General features: G+C 66.9%; 16 protein-coding genes, 1 tRNA gene and 1 pseudogene. 7 read left to right on the top strand and 11 right to left on the bottom strand.

The window, feature by feature from the left end:
• Positions 1–98 precede the first annotated feature (98 nt).
• The 8 genes and pseudogenes from CAL28_RS02550 to CAL28_RS02515 form a co-directional block, all read right to left on the bottom strand.
• Positions 99–866 carry a CPBP family glutamic-type intramembrane protease gene (locus CAL28_RS02550; protein ID WP_094839834.1) on the bottom strand — a complete coding sequence of 256 codons (768 nt, stop codon included), beginning with the start codon at positions 864–866 and terminating at the stop codon, positions 99–101.
• A gap of 2 nt (positions 867–868) precedes the next feature.
• Positions 869–1,465 (bottom strand): aminoacyl-tRNA hydrolase, encoded by a 597-nt coding sequence (pth, locus tag CAL28_RS02545; RefSeq protein ID WP_094839833.1) that lies wholly within the window; start codon positions 1,463–1,465, stop codon positions 869–871.
• Positions 1,466–1,573: 108 nt separating this feature from the next.
• Entirely contained in the window at positions 1,574–2,191 is a 618-nt protein-coding gene (locus CAL28_RS02540; RefSeq protein WP_094839832.1) for a 50S ribosomal protein L25/general stress protein Ctc, read from the bottom strand.
• Positions 2,192–2,309: 118 nt separating this feature from the next.
• Positions 2,310–3,260, bottom strand: coding sequence for a ribose-phosphate pyrophosphokinase (locus tag CAL28_RS02535; protein WP_176463847.1), 951 nt, complete (start codon positions 3,258–3,260; stop codon positions 2,310–2,312).
• Between the two features lie 104 nt (positions 3,261–3,364).
• Positions 3,365–3,438: transfer RNA gene (locus CAL28_RS02530), tRNA-Gln, on the bottom strand.
• On the bottom strand, positions 3,439–4,428 hold the full coding sequence (gene ispE / locus CAL28_RS02525; RefSeq protein ID WP_094839831.1) for a 4-(cytidine 5'-diphospho)-2-C-methyl-D-erythritol kinase: 990 nt from the start codon (positions 4,426–4,428) through the stop codon (positions 3,439–3,441). It lies immediately after the preceding tRNA gene.
• 81 nt (positions 4,429–4,509) lie between these two features.
• Positions 4,510–5,082 carry a lipoprotein insertase outer membrane protein LolB gene (gene lolB / locus CAL28_RS02520; RefSeq protein WP_094839830.1) on the bottom strand — a complete coding sequence of 191 codons (573 nt, stop codon included), beginning with the start codon at positions 5,080–5,082 and terminating at the stop codon, positions 4,510–4,512.
• Positions 5,082–6,963: pseudogene (locus CAL28_RS02515) on the bottom strand (tetratricopeptide repeat protein). The gene lolB and the pseudogene CAL28_RS02515 overlap by 1 nt, the downstream one beginning before the upstream one ends.
• Between CAL28_RS02515 and mutM the strand changes: the two are divergent.
• On the top strand, positions 6,962–7,789 hold the full coding sequence (mutM, locus tag CAL28_RS02510) for a bifunctional DNA-formamidopyrimidine glycosylase/DNA-(apurinic or apyrimidinic site) lyase (protein ID WP_094839828.1): 828 nt from the start codon (positions 6,962–6,964) through the stop codon (positions 7,787–7,789). The pseudogene CAL28_RS02515 and the gene mutM overlap by 2 nt on opposite strands.
• Before the next feature lie 53 nt (positions 7,790–7,842).
• Here the strand turns inward: mutM and CAL28_RS02505 are convergent, their stop codons facing one another.
• Positions 7,843–8,748, bottom strand: a complete 906-nt coding sequence (locus CAL28_RS02505) for a LysR family transcriptional regulator (RefSeq protein ID WP_094839827.1) — start codon at positions 8,746–8,748, stop codon at positions 7,843–7,845.
• Positions 8,749–8,966: 218 nt separating this feature from the next.
• On the opposite strand from CAL28_RS02505, the gene hmgA reads away from it, so the two are divergent.
• Both hmgA and fahA read left to right on the top strand, forming a co-directional pair.
• Positions 8,967–10,295 (top strand): homogentisate 1,2-dioxygenase, encoded by a 1,329-nt coding sequence (hmgA, locus tag CAL28_RS02500; protein ID WP_094839826.1) that lies wholly within the window; start codon positions 8,967–8,969, stop codon positions 10,293–10,295.
• 180 nt (positions 10,296–10,475) lie between these two features.
• Positions 10,476–11,792 carry a fumarylacetoacetase gene (gene fahA, locus CAL28_RS02495; protein WP_094839825.1) on the top strand — a complete coding sequence of 439 codons (1,317 nt, stop codon included), beginning with the start codon at positions 10,476–10,478 and terminating at the stop codon, positions 11,790–11,792.
• Between the two features lie 76 nt (positions 11,793–11,868).
• Here fahA and CAL28_RS02490 read toward each other — a convergent pair whose 3' ends face one another.
• A complete protein-coding gene (locus tag CAL28_RS02490; RefSeq protein ID WP_254925962.1) occupies positions 11,869–12,603 on the bottom strand; it encodes a FadR/GntR family transcriptional regulator in 735 nt (244 codons plus the stop codon).
• Between the two features lie 153 nt (positions 12,604–12,756).
• Between CAL28_RS02490 and CAL28_RS02485 the strand changes: the two genes are divergently transcribed.
• From CAL28_RS02485 to CAL28_RS02470, 4 genes are all read left to right on the top strand, one after another.
• Complete coding sequence (locus tag CAL28_RS02485; protein ID WP_254925961.1) at positions 12,757–13,584, top strand: NAD-dependent epimerase/dehydratase family protein; 828 nt, start codon at positions 12,757–12,759, stop codon at positions 13,582–13,584.
• A 220-nt stretch (positions 13,585–13,804) separates the two neighbouring features.
• Entirely contained in the window at positions 13,805–14,791 is a 987-nt protein-coding gene (locus CAL28_RS02480; RefSeq protein ID WP_094840581.1) for a TRAP transporter substrate-binding protein, read from the top strand.
• Between the two features lie 7 nt (positions 14,792–14,798).
• Positions 14,799–15,356 (top strand): TRAP transporter small permease, encoded by a 558-nt coding sequence (locus CAL28_RS02475; protein WP_094839824.1) that lies wholly within the window; start codon positions 14,799–14,801, stop codon positions 15,354–15,356.
• Positions 15,347–16,636 carry a TRAP transporter large permease gene (locus CAL28_RS02470; protein WP_094839823.1) on the top strand — a complete coding sequence of 430 codons (1,290 nt, stop codon included), beginning with the start codon at positions 15,347–15,349 and terminating at the stop codon, positions 16,634–16,636. Before CAL28_RS02475 ends, CAL28_RS02470 begins: the two co-directional genes overlap by 10 nt.
• Here the strand turns inward: CAL28_RS02470 and CAL28_RS02465 are convergent.
• A complete protein-coding gene (locus CAL28_RS02465; protein ID WP_094839822.1) occupies positions 16,601–17,356 on the bottom strand; it encodes a phosphatase PAP2 family protein in 756 nt (251 codons plus the stop codon). The two genes, CAL28_RS02470 and CAL28_RS02465, sit on opposite strands and share 36 nt — an antisense overlap.
• Between the last annotated feature and the right edge of the window lie 18 nt (positions 17,357–17,374).

Raw genomic sequence — 17,374 nt, 5'->3', positions numbered from 1 at the left:
TCGGCCGGCGGTGACCGTCCCCTGCGGCATGACCGGAATTGCATGCGTGACCTTGCAAGCGCGACAGGCATCGCCGCTTATCCCGCCCGCCCCGCACGTCAGGACACCACTTCCGGCGCCCATTTCATCAATGCCAGCACCAGCAGCACCGGCCCGGCGTTGAACATGGCATGCATCAGTATCGACGCGCCTATCCCCCGCCGCGTGCGCATCCAGCTCAGCACCAGCCCGGTCAGCCACTGCGGCAGGACCAGCAGCGGCATCAGCCACAAGGGCGTGTGGTTCAGGTAGAAATTGCCCAAATGCATGCCGGCGAAGACCAGCGCGGCCGAATGCAGTATCCATGGGAAATACCGCACATAGCGCCGCCGCCACTCCCACTTCCATTCGCGCCGCGCCGCGCCGCCCTGCCGCTGGGTCCATGCGACAAGGCCCAGCACCAGCACGACAATCACCGCGGTGTAGGCATTCGGCCCGCGCAGCAGCGGCAGGATCATCAAGGGAACCACCCACAAGGCCTGCGCCGGCCTGCGCAGGCTGTAGCGGAACAGCATTTCTTCGACCACCGGCGCCCATACGATCGCGGTGAACCAGGGAATCGCGCCCATCTCCAGCTTGTGGTGCGCGCCGCCCAGGGTGGCGACGGCAACCGCCAGCGGCCCCAGGGCGAACAGGTTGATCGCCCACAGCATGGACACCCAGGCGAGCAGGCGCCGCAGGGGGACGGGCGGCAGCCAATCCGCGCGTGGCCCGGAGCCGCGCCGGCGTGGCGGCAGGCGCCGCAGCGTGGGATGGCGCAGGAAGCGCCAGAAGTCCGCGATATCGGCGCGCAGCCGCGGGACCGTACTGCCCTGGGACGCAGGCATGATCAGGCCTCGTTCGCGCGATGCAGTTGCTGTGTCGCCCGGACGAATTCGCCGTCCAGCAACAGGGGCGTCACCGCCCGGCAGCGGTCGATGACCGCCTCGATGCCGGCCATTTCCTCGCGGCGCGGCGGGTGCAGCACGAAGTCCGCCACCTGCTGCGCCAGTCCGAGCGTGCGCGGGTGGCCGATGCCGATGCGCAGGCGCCAGAACGCCGGGCTGCCCAGGGCGGCCTGGATGTCGCGCAGGCCGTTATGGCCGGCGTGGCCACCGCCCTGCTTGAGCTTGACCTGTCCTGGCGCCAGATCCAGTTCGTCGTGCAGGACCAGGATCTGCTCCGGCGTGAACTTGTAGAAACGCGCCAACGCGCCCACCGACTGTCCGGACCGGTTCATATAGGTCATGGCCTTGAGCAAGACGACGTTCTCGCCCCCATGCCGGGCCTTGGCGACGAAACCGCTGAACCCCTTTTCCATCGCGAAGTTCGCGCGCAGATCGTCGGCGATGTGATCGGCCAGCCAGAAGCCCGCGTTGTGGCGTGTGGTTTCGTATTCCGGACCCGGATTTCCCAGGCCGACGATCAAGCGTATGGGTGTGGACATGGCGCAAGCGTAAAAGAAAAACCCCGCGTATGGTATTGCACACGCGGGGTTCGCAGTACATCGCGGCACGGTGCGCCGGACGGGCCGCACCGTAACGGGTCGGGCCGATCAGGCCGCGGGGGTGGCTTCGTCGCCTTCCGCCGCTTCGCCTTCCGCGGCGCCGCCCTTGACCAGCGCGGAGGCCAGCACCGGGTTGGCGTCGCCGCCGTGCGTCAGGTAGGTCACGCCCTTGGGCAGCTGGATATCGGACAGGTGCAGCGAAGCACCGCCCAGCAGCTTGGACAGATCCACTTCGATGAACTGGGGCAGGTCGCCCGGCAGGCAGGCCACTTCGATTTCGTTCAGCACGTGGGTGATGATCGCGCTGCTCAGCTTCACGGCCGGCGAAACTTCGGCGTTGATGAAGTGCAGCGGCACCTTGGTGTGCAGGATCTTGCTGGAATCCACGCGCTGGAAGTCGACGTGCAGCACTTGCTGCTTATAGGCGTGCCATTGGACGGCGCGCAGCAGCACCTGTTCAGCCTTGCTGCCCTCGACTTGCATATCGAGGATGGAGGAGTGGAACTCTTCCTTGCGCAGGGCGTGGTAGATCTCGTTGTGATCGAGCTCGATGTTCAGGGGCTGGCTGCCCGCACCGTAAACGATGGCGGGAACCCGGCCCGCGCGGCGCAGGCGGCGGCTCGCACTCGATCCCTGGACGCTACGCGCAGTGGCGTTGAATTTCATGGATAACTCCAAACATGGGACACCTGGGTGTCCCGGAAAAAACACGGCCGCACCATGCGGACCGTGGCTTTGCCTTCCCGCCGCGACCAGCGGGGAAGCAGAAAGATGGCAAACGCGTTCAGTCCGCGAACAGCGAGCTGACCGATTCCGCGTTCGAAATACGCAATATGGTTTCGCCGAGCAGGCCGGCGCACGACAGCTGGCGGATCTTGCTTACCGAGCGCGCCTGTTCGGACAGCGGGATGGTATCCGTCACGACCAGCTCGTCCAGGTCCGAAGCCTGGATGCGGTCGACCGCGCCGCCCGACAGCACGGGATGGGTACAGTAGGCATAGACGGCACCGGCGCCGCGTTCCTTCAGCGCCTGGGCGGCCTTGCACAGCGTGCCGGCGGTATCGACCATGTCATCCATGATGATGCAGGTACGGCCGTCGACTTCGCCGATGATGTTCATGACTTCCGACACGTTGGCGCGCGGGCGCCGCTTGTCGATGATCGCCAGGTCCGCTTCCAGCTGCTTGGCCAGGGCGCGGGCCCGCACCACGCCGCCGATGTCCGGGGACACGACGACCAGGTTGGAGAAATTGCGCCGCCAGATATCGCCCAGCAGGATCGGACCGGCGTAGATATTGTCCACCGGGATATCGAAGAAGCCCTGGATCTGGTCCGCATGCAGGTCCATGGTCAGGACGCGATCGACGCCGGCCACCTGCAGCATATTGGCCACGACCTTGGCCGAAATAGCCACCCGGGCCGAGCGCGGACGGCGGTCCTGGCGCGCGTACCCGAAATAGGGAATGGCGGCGGTGATGCGGCCGGCCGACGCGCGGCGCAACGCATCGACCATGACCATGATTTCCATCAGGTTGTCATTGGTCGGCGCGCAGGTGGGCTGCAGCACGAAGACATCCTTGCCGCGGACGTTTTCGTTGATTTCCACCATGACTTCGCCGTCGGAAAACCGGCCGACGGTCATCTTGCCCAGCGACATGTCCAAGTGGTTGGCCACATCGACGGCCAGCCGCGTATTGGCGGTGCCGGTGAAAATCATGAAACTGTCTTTTGTCATGATGCAGACACTGTGTGTCGTTTCGGAACGCGAAACAAAAAAGCTGCTGAACCTGGGCCGGCGAGGCGGGCGTGTTCAACAGCTTTTTCTATAGATATGTTGGGCTGGGGAGGAAGGATTCGAACCTTCGCATGCCGGAATCAAAATCCGGTGCCTTAACCAACTTGGCGACTCCCCACTAGCTTGCAATCCAGTGCCGCAACGGATGCTCGATCAACCCAGGACTCGCCTGCACCAACCGGAACCGCACGGGCGGCTCTTGCACTGCTTGCGACGTATCCGCCATTTTACCGGCGACGCGCATTGTAGCGGCTATTTCCTGCTCCGCCAAAATCGCCGCCTGCATATCGGGGAATTCGGCGAACAAACACGCACCGGAACCCGACATACGCGCGACGACTTCAAGACCTGGGCTTGCCAACCATTGCGCGGCCCGGAAAACTTCCGGAAAACGCCGGTAGACGACAGGCTCCATGTCATTCCGGCCATACAGAGGCAGCTGCCTGATGCCTGGCGGGTGACCCGGGGGCTGCCCGCTTTGCATTTGCCCTGCCCGGCTGAAATAAGTCGAAGCGAGAAAGTCCGCTATTTTGATACACGGAGTATCCCTTGTCAAATCGGGATCCCCGTACACGGCGGGCGTGGGCACGCTGGCGTCCGGCTGGGCCACCAGGTACGCGCGCTCCGGCAGCGGGACGGCGGTCAGGATCTCGCCCACGCCCTCGGCGAAGGCCGACTGCCCGAAAACGAACACCGGCACATCGGCGCCCAGGGGCAGCGCCAGGCGCATCAGCGCCGCGCGCGACAGCCCGGTGTTCCACAGCCTGTTCAACGCGATGAGGGTGCTGGCCGCGTCGCTGGACCCGCCGCCCAGGCCGCCGCCCATGGGAATGCGCTTTTCCAGGCCGATCGAGACCCCCTGCCGCGTGCCGGTGGCCGCCTGCAAGGCGCGCGCGGCGCGCACGGTCAGGTCGGTATCCGCGGGGACGCCGGGCAGCGGGTCGACCCGCACGATGTCGCCATCGGCACGCGACTCGAAATGCAGGCTATCCGCCAGGCCGATAAAGCGGAAGACCGTTTGCAGCAGATGATAGCCATCGCCGCGCCGGCCAACGATGTGCAGGAACAGGTTCAGCTTGGCGGGGGCGGGAACGTCGTACAGGTTCACGGTTCAGTGCGGACGATCGACGTGGCGGTACGGTATGGATCGACGACCGGGCGCGCCGAGGGACGGCGCGCCCGGCGCGGCTCAGGAAGGATTGACGACGAGGCGCAGCAGAATGCGGCGGTCCGGCTCGCGCCGTTCCAGCACGAGGACCTGCGGCCCCAGCTCGTCATAGCGGGACAAGCGCGCCTGCCAGCCCCCTTGATCGAAGGACACGGGACGCTGCGCGGGATCCCGCTCTACATGGATGGCCGGCGGCTCGGCGGGCAGGCGGCCGCGCAGCCAGTCGCGCAGGCCCGACACGGGGATACGGCTGCCCAGCGCATCGGCCACCAGTTCGTCCGGATCGCCGGCCTGCTGGCGCGTGCCATCGGATTTATTCAGCACCGCCATGCCGGGCCGCCCTTCCACGCGCGCCTGCGTGGCGCCCAGCGGATTGGTCAGGTCTAGGATATAGCGGCGGCCATCGTCCAGCCACGAAAAACCGCCCTGCAACGCGTCTTGCTTGCCGTCGTCCTGCGTGACGGTCAAGGCGAAGCGGCCGACCCGGGAAAATTCCCCCGCGCCGCCGCTGCCGGCGATGCGCCCGGGCGTCACGCAGGCAGCCAGCATCAGGCACAGCGCCGCCGCCAGGACGGCGCGCCAGCGTGCGAGCATCACAAGGTGACCCCAAGGCGCTTGATCGTGTCGCGCAGCGTCTTGTTATTGGGATCCTTGCGCGCGGCGGCGGCGAAGATGGCCCGCGCCTCCTCCTTGCGCCCCTGCGCCCACAGGACTTCGCCCAGGTGGGTGCCGATTTCCGGCTCGGGACGGCGCGAATAGGCGCGCTGCAGGTAGGTCAGCGCGGCGTTGTTGTCGCCCATGCGGTACTTGACCCACCCCATGCTGTCCATGATGTAGGGATCGTCCGGCGCCAGGTCCAGCGCCTGGGTGATCAGCGCCAGAGCTTCGGGCAGGCGCGTATTGTGGTCGGCCAGCGTATAGCCCAGCGCGTTGTAGGCGTGCGCGTGATCCGGGTCCAGCGCGATCACCTGCCGCAGCAGGCGCTCCAGGTCGGCGAGCTTGTCCTGGCGTTCGTACAGCATCGCCAGCTCGTATTTGATCTCTACCGTGTCCGGGATGGCGCGGTCGGCACCCGACAGCAGCGCCACGGCCTGGTCCGTGCGATTGGCGTCGCGCAGGATCTGCGCCTTGGTCAGCACGCCCAGCACGCGTTCTTCCTCGTCCTGCGGCTGGGCCTGGTCGATCATCTTCAGCGCGGCGTCGATGTTGCCTTGCTTGGCGCGCAACGTGGCTTGCCGCATGCGGGCCTGGTAGCGCATCGTCGGGTCGTCGATCTTGCCGAGCTCGGCGATGGCGTCATCGTAACGTCCCTGGTCTTCCGCGATGCGCGCCAGCAGGATGCGCGCGTCGGCGGCGGCCGCCGGGGCATCCGAGCTGCCGGGCACGAGCGCGTGCTGGCGCTGGTTCTGCACGTCCAGGTACTGTTCCAGGAAACGGCGCGAATCATCCAGCCGCCCCGCCTTGTAGGCGAGCTGGGCCTGCATGAACATCAGGTCGAAGTCTTCCGGCGAGCGGCGCGACATGGCTTGCAGTTCGGCCAGCGCGCCGTCATAGTCGCCGATCTCCGACAACTGGCCGGCCAGCATCAGGCGCAGGCGGCGCGCGTCCGGATGCCGCGCGATGAAGGCGCGGGCATCGGCCGCGGCCTGCTGGGGATCGACCTTCATGCCGTATTCCAGCACGCGCTGCGCGGCCGCTTCGGATTTGGGATCGGCCTGCAGCGCGGCCCGCGCTTCCTGCAACGCGCGGGCGTTGTCGCCGGCGGCCTGCGCCACGTCGGCCAGCGCCATATGCGCGGCCGGCAGCTTGCGCACCGACGGGCTGAGCGCCTGGTCCAGGATGGAAAGCGCGGTCTTGCGATCGTTGATACGGCCCAGCACGGCCATGGATTGGGCAATGGCGGCGGTTTTGTCGCGCGCGGCGTCGATACGCTTGCGCAGCGCGTCCGCCAGGCCGGCCGTCTGGCCGTTGGCCGCGGCCAGGGCGAGTTCCGTGGTGCCGGCTTCCGGATCGCCCGGCGACAGGTTGGACCAGACGCGGGCGGCATCCAGCGCGCCCTTCAGGTTGCCGCCGGCCAGATAGAATTCCAGCGCGCGGCGCGCCAGCCGGGGATCGGCGACGTCCCGCGCCAGTCCCAGCATCGTATTGGCGGCCGTACCGTACATCCCGCGCTGGGCGGCGATTTCGGACGCGAGGATCCGGAACAGGATGCTGGAAGTCAGGCGAACGTCAGGCAGTTGACCTTCGCGCAGGCGGATAACGTCGGTTTCCGGACGCGGCGCCCGTTCCACGCGCGGCGCGATGGTGTCGGCGGTGCGCCTTTCCGCGGCCTGCGCAGGCGCGGCCTGCAATCCGGCCAGCGCCAACATCAGCGAGGCGAACCCATATTTGATATGCATATGCGACGACTTCACGCGTCCCGTCCGAGAAATGGCACAATCTGTACACGCAACTGATCATCTTACACTGGCTGATGCCTGAACTGCCTGAAGTCGAGACCACTCGACGGGGAATTGCGACCGTCATGACAGGCCGGCCGCTCGTCAAGCTGGTCGTCAGGGAATCCCGCCTGCGCTGGCCCGTCCCCGCCGACCTTCCCGACACGCTTTCCGGCCGTACCGTCCTGGAATGCGGACGCCGCGGCAAGTACCTGCTGCTGCGCTTCGACCATGGCACGCAAATCGTGCACCTGGGCATGTCGGGCTCGCTGCGCCGCGTGCCCGAAGACGAGGCGCCCAGGCGCCACGACCACGTTGAATGGGTCTTCGAACACGCAACGCTGCGCTTGCACGATCCGCGCCGCTTCGGCGCGGTGCTCTGGCATCCGTCGGATGCCGGCCCCGTTGAATTTCATCCGCTCCTGGCGCGGCTGGGCATAGAACCTTTCGACGATCGATTTGGCGGGGCCTGGCTGCACCAGCAGTTCCGCGGACGGGCCGCGCCGGTCAAGCAACTGCTGCTGGCGGGAGAGGCCGTGGTCGGCGTAGGCAATATCTACGCATCCGAAAGCCTGTTCCGCGCCGGCATCCACCCCGGCACGCCGGGGCGCCGGCTATCCGCGGCGCGTTGCGAGCGTCTGGCGCTGGCCATCCGCCAGACGCTGCAGGATGCGCTGGACTCCGGCGGCAGCACCTTGCGGGACTACGTGGGGGCGGGTGGCGAACCGGGCAGCTATTTCGACATCCATGCCGCCGTCTACGAACGCGCCGGCCAGCCGTGCCGCGCCTGCGGTACGGCGATACGCCGCATCGTGCAGGGACAGCGCGCCACCTACTATTGCGTCAGGTGCCAGCGCGCATAGCGGACGCCGCCCTGCCAGGGCAGCCGCGCATACCGCCCGCATGACGCGAAGCCTCAGCGCTGTCCGAAGGCGTCGGCAACCAGGCCCCGCAGCCATTGGTTGCCGCCATCCCTCTGGAACCTGGGATGCCAATACAGATTGCTTTGCAGGGCCGGCACGCGCAACGGCGGCGTCAGGACGCCCAGTCCGAAGCGCGCGGCCGCGCCATCCGCCAGCTTGCGCGGCACGGTGGCCAGCAGATCGGTCGCGCTGACGATATAGGGCACCGCCGCGAAATGCGGCACGCTGAAGTGGGACGCCAGCGTCAATCCGGCCCGTTCCAGGGCCTGGTTCACCTGGCCATAGGGCGCGGCATGCGATACCACCAGATGGCGCTCGGCGCGAAACGCCTTCAGGCCCATGCCTTCGTGCGCCGTCGGATGGCCGCGGCGAAACAGCGTCGCGTAGCCCTGGCGGAACAGCATCCGCTGCAACAGGCCGCCGCCCAGGCCCTGGAAGGCGCCCAGCGCCATATCCACCTGCCCGCCGTCCAGCTCGCGCTGCAAGTCCTGCCCCTGAAGCCGCACCGATTCGATGCGCACCCCGGGCGCCTCGCGGGCGCAGCGCTCCATCAGGCCCGGCATGAAATGGATTTCGCCGACGTCCGTCATCGCCACGCGGAACCGGCGCGTACTGGTCCGTGGATCGAAGTCGGGCGGCGCCTCCATCGCGTGCGCCAGCATGCCCAGCGCCTCTGCCACCGCGCCGCCCAGATGCTGCGCGTAGGGCGTGGGCAGCATGCCCTGCGGCGTGCGCACGAACAAGGCATCGCCAAAGGTGGCGCGCATGCGCCGCAGGGCATTGCTGGCGGCCGGCTGCGTAATGCCCAGGCGCCGCGCGACGGCCGAAAGATTGCGCTCTTCCATCAGGTACTGGAAGACGACAAGAAGGTTCAGGTCCAGGGCGCGCAGGTCGGGCATGGTGGGATAGGGCCGTACGGTTGAAGGATACCGGCCGGAGCGGTCCGTTGAGACTGCCGCTTCTGCCGAGGCCACACGCGGATTTTTGCACTATTCATGAAATCTATGGGCCACATTTTCCCATTCATCTAGCGTCGGCATGCCTGCCTCGGGGAAAATCGACGCTGCGGCGGGCCGGACGGGCGCCACCGCTCCCGCACACAAGACGGAGACAACCCATGAGCTCGCAGCCCCATGCCGCGGACGACCAAGCCACTCGCTATATGACCGGCTTCGGCAACGCATTCGCCACCGAGGCCCTGCCCGGCGCCCTGCCGGTGGGCCGCAATTCGCCCATCCGATGCCCCTACGGGCTGTACGCCGAGCAGTTTTCCGGCACGGCGTTCACGGCCCCCGGCGCGGAAAACCGCCGCAGCTGGCTTTACCGCATCCGGCCCGCGGCCCAGCTGGGCCGCTTCCAGGCGTACAGCCAGGGGGGCGGCTGGACCAGCCGCTTCGGTACGCAACCCGTCTCGCCCGATCGCCTGCGCTGGAGCGCGCGGCCGCTTCCGCAGGCACCGACCGACTTCATCGACGGGATCGCGACGATGGGCGGCAACGGCGGCCCTGGCGAGGACAGCGGCGTGGGCATCCACGTATACGCGGCCAATGCGGATATGCAGGGCCGCTATTTCTACGACGCCGATGGCGAGCTGCTGATCGTGCCGCAGCAAGGCCGGCTGCGGGTGGATACCGAACTGGGCCGCCTTGACCTCGCGCCCCTGGAAGTCGCCGTCATCCCGCGCGGCATGCGCTTTCGCGTCAGCCTGCCGGATGGAACGGCACGCGGCTATCTGCTGGAGAATTTCGGCGCGATGCTGCGGCCGCCGGAACGCGGTCCCATCGGCGCCAACTGCCTGGCCAACGTCCGCGATTTCGAGACACCGGTCGCGCGCTACGAGGATACCGAGGGCGACTTCGAGATCGTCGCCAAGTTCGAGGGCGACTTCTGGCGGGCGCGGATAAATCACTCACCGCTGGACGTGGTCGCCTGGCATGGCAATTACGCGCCCTACAAGTACGATTTGCGCCGGTTCAACGCCATCGGCTCGATCAGCTTCGACCATCCGGATCCATCCATATTCACGGTGCTGACCTCTCCTTCGGACACGCCCGGGACGGCCAACATGGATTTCGCGATTTTCCCGCCGCGCATCCTGGCCATGGAGGATACCTTCCGTCCGCCCTGGTTCCACCGCAACGTCGCCAGCGAGTTCATGGGCCTGATACAAGGCGTCTACGATGCCAAGGCGCAAGGCTTCGTGCCGGGCGGCGCCAGCCTGCACAACCGCATGAGCGGCCACGGCCCGGACGCGGAAACCTTCGAGAAGGCATCCAATGCCGATACATCGAAGCCGCACTACATCCGCGACACGATGGCCTTCATGTTCGAAACGCGCCGGGTCATACGGCCGACGGCGGCGGCCCTTGCATGGCCGGAATTGCAAGCGGACTACGACAGCTGCTGGGACGGACTGCGCAAGCATTTTGACCCCGCGCGCCCCTAGGGCCTGTCGGCGCGCAAGCCGTCGCGCATGCATGCGCCGGCAGCGCGGATGAAGAGACGGCGTGGGCCCCATGGAACGCCACGCCTTCATGCAGGACAAAGAGCGCGCCGCGGACCACACGTTCGCGGCGCTCGAATCGAACGGCCGCCCTACCTCGGCACCCTATCGGATACGGAAACCATGAGCGATCTGAACGAAACGCACGACCCCGCGCTGCGCAGCTGGCTGCAAAGCGCCAACGACGATACGCTGGGATTTCCAGTACAGAACCTGCCCTACTGCGTATTCCGGCGCGCCGGCTCCGCGGAAGCCTGGCGCCCTGGCACGGGCATCGGCGATCGCATCCTGGACCTGGCGGCGCTGGCGCGGATGCGGCCATTCACCGGCGACGCGGCACGCGCCCTGGCCGCCTGCGAGGACACCGGCCTGAACACGCTGATGGCCCTGGACGCGGCCTGCTGGTCGGCATTGCGGCTGGCCCTGTCGCGCGCGCTGCGGGCCGGCTCCCCGCTGCGCGACCGCATCGAGCCCCTGCTCGTCGCCCAGAAGGACGCGGAGTTTTCGGTCCCGGCGCGCATCGGCGACTACACGGATTTCTATATCTCGCTGCACCACGCGACCTCCGTGGGTCGCCAGTTCCGCCCGGACAATCCGCTGCTGCCCAATTACAAATGGGTGCCGATCGGGTATCACGGACGCGCGTCCAGCATCGGCGTGGGCCAGGACTTCCATCGGCCCGTGGGCCAGACGCGGCCGGCGCAAGAGGGTGGCGTGCCGGGCTTCGGCCCATGCGCGCGGCTGGACTACGAAGTCGAAATCGGGGTCTTCATCGGGACCGGAAACGCGCAGGGCCACCGCATTCCCATGGACCAGGCCGAAGCCCATATCTTCGGCATCACCGTATTGAACGACTGGTCGGCGCGCGACCTGCAGGCCTGGGAATACCAGCCCCTCGGCCCCTTCCTCTCGAAGAATTTCGCCAGCACCATTTCGCCATGGATCGTCACGCTGGAAGCGCTGGCGCCGTTTCGCGTCCCCTTCGAGCGCGGCGCGGGCGAGCCCCAGCCGCTGCCCTATCTGGCGTCCGCCCATAACAGCGCGGCCGGCGCCTTCGACGTACGCCTGCGGACCGAACTCAGCACGGCGCAATCGCGCGACCAGGGCAAGCCTGCCGCCGCCCTGGCGCAGAGCAATTTCCGCGACGCCTACTGGAGCATCGGCCAACTGGTTGCCCACCATACGGTCAACGGCTGCAACCTCCAGCCGGGCGATCTTCTGGGCACCGGGACGCTCTCCGGCCCGCAACCCGACCAGGCGGGCTCATTGCTGGAATTGACCCAGGGCGGCAAGGTGCCGATCACGCTGCCCTGGGGCGAGACGCGCACCTTCCTGCAAGACGGCGACGAAGTCAGCCTGAGCGCGGAATGCGTCAAGGCAGGCTATCCGCGCCTGTCCTTCGGCGCCGCCGCGGCGCGCGTCCTGCCGGCGCTGGATTGACCGGCGATGGCGCCCCGCGATGGGGCGCCATCATGTATCCACATGACGACAAAGTCATCACACGTCGGATGACCCGTCAGCGCTCCTGCGCGCGGCGCAGGCGTTCCCGGCTATTGCCCAGGTGGGTGCGCATGGCTGCCCGGGCGGCCTCGGGATCCTGTCGCCGGATGGCCTCGTAGATATCTTCGTGTTCGCGGTTGACGCGCTCCAGGTAGGGTTCGCGTTCTTCATCGCCCAGCTTGGCGGAATTGATCCGCGTGCGGGGGATAATGGCCGCGCCCAGATGCGAGAGCAGCTCCGCGAAGTACTTGTTGCCCGTGGCCTGCGAGATCAGGAGATGGAAACGGAAGTCCGGCGTGACGGTGTCGCCGCCGGGCTGCAGCGCGGCGCGGAACTGATCCAGGGCTTCGCGCATCTGCGCCAGTTGCTCGTCCGAGCGGCGCATGGCCGCCAGGCCCGCCGCCTCGGTTTCCAGGCAAATGCGCAGTTCCAGGATGACGAGTATGTCGCGCACCGTGCCGATGTCGGCCGGATCGACACGGAAATCCCCGCCCGTGGTGGGCTTGAGCGCATACGTTCCCACGCCGTGGTGGGTTTCCACCAGGCCGGACGCCTGCAGGCGCGACAATGCCTCGCGGACCACCGTACGGCTGACACCGAAGGTGCGCATGATCTCGGATTCGGTCGGCAGTTTTTCGCCCGGCAGGATTTCGCCGGCGCGGATGCGCGTGGTCAGGCTTTCGACCAGTTCCTGCGCCAGGCTGCGTGGGCGCCGGCGCGCGGGAAGTTCGGCGGACATGGACGTCGTCATAGTGGATTTTCCTGGTCGCCCGCCCCGCTTGACGGGCGTTTGCGGCCCTCATTATACTGGCCGCGCGTTGTACGATGACTTATAAGCTTCCCGATTGAACACCCAAAGCGATGCGGTGTAAACACCGGTGTCGCTACACCAGGAGACAACGTCGTGAGCCTTCCGGCTACGCCCGCCGCGTCCCAGACGCCCCGCGTTTCCACCCTCCTTCTGACCGGCGCGGCCGGTGGCCTGGGCAAGGTGCTTCGGGAACGCCTCAAGCCCTACGCCGGAATTCTCCGCCTGTCCGACATCGCGGACCTGGGCGCCGCCCAGCCTGGCGAGGAAATCGTCATCGGCGATCTGGCCGACCCGGACGCCGTGGAGCGGATGGTGCGCGGCGCCGACGCCATCGTGCACATGGGCGGCGTCTCCGTCGAGCGACCCTTCGACGAAATCCTGCCCGCCAATATCCAGGGGGTCTACAACCTGTACGAAGCGGCGCGCAAGAACGGCGTCAGGCGCGTGGTCTTCGCCAGCTCCAACCACGTGATCGGGTTCTACCGGCAGGGCCAGGTCATCGACGCGGATGTGCCGGTGCGGCCGGACGGCTACTACGGCATCAGCAAGGCCTTCGGCGAAAACCTGTCGCGTTTTTATTTCGACCGCTACGGCATCGAGACCGTCTGCCTGCGGATCGGCTCTTCGTTTCCCGAGGCCAAGGACCGGCGCATGATGGTCACCTGGCTCAGCTACGACGACCTCACCCACCTGATCGCGCAATCCCTGTTCACCCCGTGCGTCGGCCACACCATCGTCTACGGCGCTTCGGCCAATCGCGACAGTTGGTGGGACAACTCGCGGGCCGCGCATCTCGGCTTCCAGCCCAAGGATACGTCGGAGCAATTCCGCGCCAAAGTGGAAACGCAGCCGCCCCTGTCGCCAGACGATCCGGCCGCACGCTACCAGGGCGGCGCCTTCGTCAAGGCGGGGCCTTTCTGACCGCCCACAGGAATCGACACCCGTCATCGCGCACGCCATACGACTCGAGGTAGCCCAACCCCCTTTTTCCGAACGACAGAAGCCTGCATACAGGCTCGCCAGATTGCAGCCCGAACCCAAAGGCTCGCCGCCCCCGCGCCACAAGCGCGGGCGACGGCAACACAGGAGGTAGACAATGACGCTGCACATCACGCCGCAACCACCCCGCGCGGCACGCGCGATGTCCCACGCCGCGCGCGCGGCATTCGCCCGGGGCGCCCTGGCGCTGGCCACGCTGCTGGCCGCGGCCCCCGCCGCGCAGGCGGTGGAGTTCCGTTCGGCGGACATCCACCCCGACGACTACCCGACCGTGCTGGCCGTGCGCCACATGGCCGAGCTGGTCAAGGAGCGCTCCAACGGCAAGATGACCATCCGCGTCTACTCGGGCTCCAAGCTGGGCTCGGAAGACGATTCCATCGAGCAGGTGAAGCTGGGCGCGCTGACCATGGCCCGCGTCAGCAGCGCGGCCATGCACAACATCTGCCCGAATACCCGTGTGCCCTCCCTGCCCTTCCTGTTCCGCTCCACCGACCATCTGCACGAGGTGCTGGACAGCGACATCGGCACGCAGCTGCTCAAGGCATGCGAAGGCGCGGGCTTTGTCGGACTGGCGTGGTACGACAGCGGTTCGCGCTCCATGTACACGCGCAACAAGCCGATCAAGACGCTGGCCGATGCCAAGGGGCTGAAGATCCGCGTGCAACAGTCGGATCTTTCGGTGGCCATGGTCGAAGCCATGGGCGCCAACGCCACCCCCATGGCCATGGGCGAGGTCTACACGTCCCTGAAGACGGGCCTGGTGGATGCCGCCGAAAACAACTTCCCCAGCTACGAAAGCGCGCACCACTACGAGGTCGCCAAGTATTACTCGCTGACCGAACACAGCATGACGCCGGAGATCCTGATCTTCTCCAAGCGCCAATGGGACAAGCTATCGCCGCAGGACCAGAAGATCCTGCGCGACGCGGCCCAGGAATCGGTGCCTTATATGCGCAAGCTGTGGACCGAGCGCGAGGCGAAGTCGCGGGCGATCGTCGAAAAGGCCGGCGCGCAGATCATCGAGGTGGACAAGGCTTCCTTCCAGAACGCGATGAAGCCGGTGTACGACCGCTTCGTCACCACCCCCGAAATGAAAGACCTGGTTCAGCGCATCCAAGCGGTGCAGTGAGGACGCCATGCTGGCGAGTTCACAGGAACAAGCGGCGCCGGCGGCAGGCCGGGCCGTCGGGGCGCGGTGGCTGGACGGCTATACGCGCTGCTGCGGGATGCTGGCCCGGGCCTGCATGTGGGTCAGCGTGGCCGGGCTGACCTGCCTGATCGCGGCGGTGGGCTTCCAGATTTTCGGGCGCCATGTATTGAACCGCACGCCCACTTGGGCGGAAAGCATCGCCATGCTGCTGGTGCTGTACGTGACCATGCTGGGCGCGGCGGTGGGCGTGCGCGACGCCGGCCACATCGGTTTCGAGTCGCTGCTGGAAGCCCTGCCCCCCACCGCGAAGCGGCGCATGGAGATCTTCATCCACGCGCTGGTCTGCCTGTTCGGCATCATGATGGCGTGGAATTGCGCCATCCTGGCCGAATCCGTGGCCGACTACATGATGCCCAACCTCGGCATTTCGGAGGGCTGGAAATACCTGCCGGCAACGCTGTCAGGCGGCCTGATCGCCCTGTTCTCCGTCGAGCACATCGTGGCGCTGCTGCGCAACCAGGAGGTCATCCCGGCATGGCGCTGACTCTGCTTTCCGTTTCGTTCATGGGCTTTCTGGTGATCGGCGTGCCGGTGGCCTTCGCCATCGGCCTGGCCTCCATCGCGGCCATCCTGTACGAAGACCTGCCCGTCGCGGTCGCCTTCCAGCAGATGACGTCCGGGATGAACGCGTTTTCCTTCCTGGCAATCCCGTTCTTCATCTTCACCGGCGAACTGATGCTGTATGGCGGCATTGCCGACCGCATCGTCAATTTCGCGCGCTCGCTGGTCGGCCACGTGCGTGGCGGGCTGGGCATGTCCAATGTCGTGGCCTGCACGCTGTTCGGCGGGGTATCGGGGTCCCCGGTCGCGGACGTATCCGCCATGGGCTCGGTGATGATCCCCATGATGAAGCGCGAGGGCTATCACGCCGACTATGCGGTCAATGTCACCACGCACGCCGCGCTGGTCGGCGCGCTGATGCCCACCAGCCACAACATCATCATCTATACGCTGGCCGCGGGCGGCAAGGTCTCCATCGCCGCGCTGATCGCCGCGGGCCTGCTGCCGGCGCTGATCCTGACGGTATGCAACCTGGCGGCGGCCTACTTCGTGGCGCGCCACCGCGGCTACGCGCCCGGCACTTTTCCCGGGTGGAGCATCGTGGTGCGCTCCCTGCTGGCCGCCTTGCCGGGATTGTTCGTGGTGGCGGTCATCATCGCCGGCATCCTCAGCGGTGTCTTCACCGCGACCGAGTCCGCCGCGGTCGCCGTGATCTACGCCCTGGCGCTGACCGTCCTGGTTTATCGCACGCTGACGTGGGACCAGTTCGTGCGCGCGGCCGCCAAGGCGGTGAAGACGACCGGCGTGGTCCTGCTGCTGATCGGTATTTCGGCGACGTTCGGCTACCTGATCAGCTTCTACGGTGTCGCGGAAAAGACCGGCGAGCTGCTCGGGTCGATTTCCACCAACCCCTGGGCCATCTTCCTGATGGTCAATATCGTGCTGTTCCTGCTGGGCACGTTCCTCGACATGGCCGCCACGATACTGATCTGCACGCCGATCTTCCTGCCGATCTGCATGCAGTACGGCATGGGACCGGTGCAGTTCGGCATGGTGATGCTGCTGAACTGCGCGCTGGGATTGAATACACCGCCGGTCGGCACCACGCAGTTCGTCGGCTGCGCCATCGGCGAAGTATCGGTGGGCACGGTCATGCGAACGATCTGGCCCTTCTACGGCGCGCTGCTGGCGGCGTTGGCCCTGGTCACCTATGTGCCGGCGTTTTCGCTATGGCTGCCGGGCATCCTGCTGGGCAATGGGTAGCCCTGGCCGCGGGCGCGTGATCAGGGGATAGAACAGCACGCTGGCCACCGCCCACATCACGCAGGCCGACCATACGGTCTGGCTGGTGAAGTGGGCGCCCTGGGCGACGCGGACGGCGGCAAACGACAGCCCGGCCGCGATACCGATCGCCAGCCCGCCCCAGCGCCACGCGGGCCGGCCCATCGCCCAGCCGGCGAAGTACAGCGACAGCATCGCATAGCCGGCGCCGGCATGATTGCTCGGCAGGGCTCCGCCGGCCTGGCGGCGGCTGGCGGCCCAGAAATGATCGGGGTAGTTCGCATAGCCGCCGAACATGCTCAGGTTGTAGGGCCGCGGCAGCGCGGTGTAGTGCTTCAACTGCGAAATGATCACCTGCCCCAGTGCGCAGGTCAGCGCGATCCCCCACAATGCCCCGCGCCACGGGCGCAAGGGCGCGAACCAGTGGCTGGCGATGGCCGCCGCCATCGCGGCGATCGCGACCCCCACGGGCAGGACCAGCACGACGCGATGGCCCAGCAGCTCCAGCGCGCGCGAGGCGCGCCATGGGAACGCGTTGCTGGCCGGATCGAAGAACATCCTCGATATGGCCAGATCCAGCCCGGAATAGTTGATCGCCGAGGCCAGCAGGGCCAGCAGCAGCGTGATGCCGAATACGTGGGTGATCAGATAGCTTTCGCCACGGATCGCGGGCCGGGCGGGCGCGGGGGCATTGGAGTACATGGGCGAGCCGTAGGAAAA

Origin of the sequence: Bordetella genomosp. 11 (assembly GCF_002261215.1) — a bacterium.
GTDB lineage: Bacteria > Pseudomonadota > Gammaproteobacteria > Burkholderiales > Burkholderiaceae_B > Bordetella_C.
The sequence above is the reverse complement of the archived record's forward strand: the minus strand, read 5'-3'. Positions and strand labels throughout refer to the sequence as shown.